Source organism: Candidatus Thermoplasmatota archaeon (assembly GCA_034660695.1).
Classification (GTDB): domain Archaea; phylum Thermoplasmatota; class E2; order UBA202; family DSCA01; genus JAYEJS01.
Window position 1 is genome coordinate 1 of sequence record JAYEJS010000025.1, and the last position, 2,524, is coordinate 2,524.

The 2,524-nt window shown below is 40.8% G+C and carries 4 protein-coding genes; 1 reads left to right on the top strand and 3 read right to left on the bottom strand.

What is annotated here, in order from left to right; all coding sequences use genetic code 11:
* Window positions 1–269, top strand: a 269-nt coding sequence (locus U9O96_01390; GenBank protein ID MEA2053761.1) for a hypothetical protein, incomplete at its 5' end; no start/stop codon positions are given.
* 4 nt (window positions 270–273) lie between these two features.
* Here the strand turns inward: U9O96_01390 and trmY are convergent.
* The 3 genes from trmY to U9O96_01405 form a co-directional block, all read right to left on the bottom strand.
* Window positions 274–861: a tRNA (pseudouridine(54)-N(1))-methyltransferase TrmY gene (trmY, locus tag U9O96_01395; GenBank protein MEA2053762.1), complete on the bottom strand. Its 588-nt coding sequence runs from the start codon at window positions 859–861 to the stop codon at window positions 274–276.
* Window positions 848–2,116 carry a UbiD family decarboxylase gene (locus U9O96_01400; protein MEA2053763.1) on the bottom strand — a complete coding sequence of 423 codons (1,269 nt, stop codon included), beginning with the start codon at window positions 2,114–2,116 and terminating at the stop codon, window positions 848–850. The genes trmY and U9O96_01400 overlap by 14 nt, the downstream gene beginning before the upstream one ends.
* 108 nt (window positions 2,117–2,224) lie before the next feature.
* Window positions 2,225–2,347, bottom strand: coding sequence for a hypothetical protein (locus U9O96_01405; protein ID MEA2053764.1), 123 nt, complete (start codon window positions 2,345–2,347; stop codon window positions 2,225–2,227).
* Between the last annotated feature and the right edge of the window lie 177 nt (window positions 2,348–2,524).

Below are 2,524 nucleotides of genomic sequence, written 5' to 3' on the forward strand. Positions count from 1 at the left end.
ATCTTTCTCATTTGCATCATCTCAATAACTTAATATATATTTATATATATAAAGTTATCGGTAAACCGATGTATTATAGGCCGCTACGAAAAAATGATGAATACGGTGGGGGTTTTTCAAAGCATTCTGTCCCTAAAAAATCTATGATGTTACCAATTTTGAGGAAATATCGTAAAGAAAAAAGGTTTTATCTAAAGTGTATTCTAAATGCCCTTAATATTTGTTGGCTGTTTCAAGTCCCAGTGCCAAACTTTGCAGCCTCTTCATGAATTTTTATTCCTGTATCCTATCCAGCCACCAATTTAATATAGCAATGCAATGGCTGCTAAGATATGATACTTTTCCGAGAGAGATGGATTTTGCCCCTTTTCCAATCAAAAATTGTTTTTCTTCTTCCGTCAAATCATGATTGTCGCCCAGGAAAAAGAAAGGGTTGCCTTCAAATTTCACGTCCTTAATTTTTATGCCATCCTTATCAAGCAAATAAAATTCCTTGTCCTTGTTTTCCTCTACCACCTCTTCAAATGATTTACGGCTGGCAAAAATGCCCGGCGTTGTTTCTTCATCTCCCCTTCTTTCCAATGCTTTTTTTAAAAATATTGAGATGTTTCTTTCATCAGGCGAAACTTTTCTCAGCCTTGCCCCTTCAAGCCTTATGTATATGGGAGGGGCAGGCTCTCCATGAAGTATGGTATGGAAAACAACATTTTTTCTTATGGCATTTGAAAGCCAGAATGCCGAATTGATGCACCTTGCCACCACATCAAGCCTTCCAGATGAGCCCGGCAGGTCTTTTAGATTTATTTGCTCAGGGTCTGTTATGCCGTGAGATTTCACATAAAAGTGCCTAAATGTAGTCATCTGGGTCTATATCCATCGGCAACGAAGGTTTCTTGAAATCTTTTGCATCCCTGCCCGCCGGTATGGTCAAATCGAATCCTATCTTTGTGGTTTCCCTCGTTTCCAAATCTGATGAAGGGTCAAGAGATGAACCCTTCTCCTTTTTTACCGCCATGTCCCTGTCTCCCTGAAAACGGGTTGCCATTGCCCATTCTATCTGGTTCGGGTCATGAATATCTATGTCGTCGTCCACAACAAAAACATGTTTCATAGATTTATGCCCTTTGAATGCAGCCTCGATCGCCTTCTTTCCATCATCAGCATTTTTCTTCCTTATGCTTACCGCCCCGTGCAGCCATGAACAACCTCCGGGAGTTATATACACATCCTTTACATCGCATACCTTTGCCACTTCATTGTAAATGGTTGGCTCGCGGGGCATACCCATTAACATTTTATGTTCCAGCCCTCCGGGCAGTAAAGCATGAAAATATGTATCTGGCCGGGCATAAACTTTTTTGATTTTTGCCACCCTCTGTTTTCTCACGATGTCTGGCGTTTCAGTTAAATCCAGAAATGGGCCCTCATCATGTATTTCCCCTGTCATCTCTGCGATCATGACCACTTCCGCTTTCGGAACGGGATGGCCGTCCAATTTTGTAAGAGAGGTGGTTTCCATCGCATTGGCTATTGATAACTCACTCACTTCTATTCCGGCTGATATGGCAGATGAAATAAGAACCGTCATTGGATTCCCTATGCAAATTGCAAACTCCTTCAGCCCTCTTTCGAGATATGCGTTAAAATTTCTTTGCAGAATGCGAATCACTACTTTATCGTCATCTATTACCATCATTCTGTGATACGAAGTGTTCAGCCCGTATTCCGGGTCATTTGCTACAATAATGCCGGAGGCAATATACGGCCCTCCGTCAATTTTATAGTAGGTGAGTATTGGCAGGTCCTTCAAACTTTTTAGTTGAATATAATTCGTATCTTCCACCCCAGGCTCCTCGGGATTTGAAATGGCATCGGCAATAGTTTTTATTATTTTATCCTGCCTAATCTGGAGGGCAAGAGCGACAAGTTCTCTGGTCGAGCATATGTTTGCAACGACTGGCATATCATAGCCCTCGACATTGCTGAATATCAATGGCTTTCCGTCCAGTTTTTTCATAAGTGTGGCTATCTCGTACTTGGTAGAAACTTTCTTTTTTATCTCAACCATCATTTCCTTTTCACGCAAAAATTTTACAAATTCTCTGAAGTCCATCATGTGAATATGCAAAATAAATTTAAAAGTATTGGGATTGTTCAGCATTCCCGGTCTAAACAGATCAAAAAATTCGAGGCGCGAAGAGGAGATGTTTTACCGAACTGTATTCTATAACCTATCATTCAACTCTCCGCAGCTCGGGCACTTTGGATTTCGTTCTATCTTTATGAGGTCGTACATCAAAGACTGGGCGTCATACACCAGCAGTTTATTTGCCAGCAATGGCTTCATTCCCACAAGATGTTCCTCAGAATGGGTAACATCATAGATTTTTGAAGCAGTATCTCAGCAACCTCTCTCAATTTTCAACCAATTTAAAGTCAGCTTTCTGATCGTCGGGATCAAAGTGCGATTTGATATGCAATACGGGAAAAAACGAAAAAATATAAGATTCAACAATCTGTCCCT

Excerpts from the sequence above, each read along its gene's own strand:
- trmY (MEA2053762.1), bottom strand. The coding sequence starts at position 861 with ATGACTACATTTAGGCACTTTTATGTGAAATCTCACGGCATAACAGAC.
- U9O96_01400 (MEA2053763.1), bottom strand. The coding sequence starts at position 2,116 with ATGATGGACTTCAGAGAATTTGTAAAATTTTTGCGTGAAAAGGAAATG.
- U9O96_01405 (MEA2053764.1), bottom strand. The coding sequence starts at position 2,347 with ATGAAGCCATTGCTGGCAAATAAACTGCTGGTGTATGACGCCCAGTCT.